Genomic DNA, 519 nt, shown 5'->3' on the forward strand with positions numbered 1-519 from the left:
GCCGTGTCACACCCACGAGCGCCGGATGGAAGTTTATTTCTATTTCAATATGGATGATGACGCCTGCGTTTTCCACATGATGGGGCAGCCGCAAGAAACGCGTCATATTGTGATGCATAACGAGCAGGCGGTGATCTCCCCGAGCTGGTCGATCCATTCCGGTGTCGGAACCAAAGCTTATACCTTTATCTGGGGCATGGTCGGTGAAAACCAGGTCTTTGATGATATGGACCATGTGGCCGTTAAAGATTTGCGCTAGTTGTGGGCATAAACGAATAAGGTATTGTTATGATTTTAAGTGCATTTTCTCTCGAAGGTAAAGTTGCGGTCGTCACTGGTTGTGATACTGGACTGGGTCAGGGGATGGCGTTGGGGCTGGCGCAAGCGGGCTGTGACATTGTTGGCATTAACATCGTTGAACCGACTGAAACCATCGAGCAGGTCACAGCGCTGGGGCGTCGTTTTTTAAGCCTGACCGCCGATCTGCGAAAGATTGATGGTATTCCAGCACTGCTGGAT

At 50.5% G+C, this 519-nt stretch carries 2 protein-coding genes; both read left to right on the forward strand.

Going from position 1 to position 519, the window contains the following annotated elements; translation table 11 throughout:
• Window positions 1-259, forward strand: a 259-nt coding sequence (locus tag ACH34W_RS55695; RefSeq protein WP_395969369.1) for a 5-deoxy-glucuronate isomerase, incomplete at its 5' end; no start/stop codon positions are given.
• Between the two features lie 29 nt (window positions 260-288).
• On the forward strand, window positions 289-519 hold a 231-nt coding region (locus ACH34W_RS55700; RefSeq protein ID WP_395969370.1), incomplete at its 3' end, for an SDR family NAD(P)-dependent oxidoreductase.

This window comes from Actinomadura sp. 6N118, from assembly GCF_044326415.1.
Taxonomy (GTDB): Bacteria; Actinomycetota; Actinomycetes; order Streptosporangiales; family Streptosporangiaceae; genus Spirillospora.